At 53.8% G+C, this 353-nt stretch carries 1 protein-coding gene; it reads right to left on the reverse strand.

Going from position 1 to position 353, the window contains the following annotated elements:
- On the reverse strand, positions 1–318 hold a 318-nt coding region (locus MTR72_RS40270; protein ID WP_341512356.1), incomplete at its 3' end, for a response regulator.
- Positions 319–353 lie beyond the last annotated feature (35 nt).

The following is a 353-nucleotide window of genomic DNA, read 5'->3' on the forward strand; positions in this document are numbered from 1 at the left end:
AGTCATTGGAATGTCGCCATGGCCGGTAATGAAAATGATCGGAATATGTATGTTCAACCTTGCTAGCTCGGTCTGGTAGTCAAGGCCGCTCAAGCCTGGCAGCCGGACATCAAGAACCAGACAGCTAATAACGTCCGGGATTGGGCTCTGCAGCATTTCGCGCGCCGATCCGAATGCAATGACGCCTAACCCTACCGATTGAAAAAGATTCGTAAGCGAGCGACGCATGGAGATGTCATCCTCGACGACGAAGACGATCGCCTTTGTCGAGGCCTCGGCATTGCTGGCTTCATCTGGCGAGTCAAATCGTCCTGTCACGAGACGACTTCCTTATGCGGCGGTAGGGCAACCTG

The sequence above is a fragment of the Bradyrhizobium sp. ISRA442 genome (assembly GCF_038085055.1).
In the GTDB taxonomy this organism is placed as follows: Bacteria; Pseudomonadota; Alphaproteobacteria; order Rhizobiales; family Xanthobacteraceae; genus Bradyrhizobium.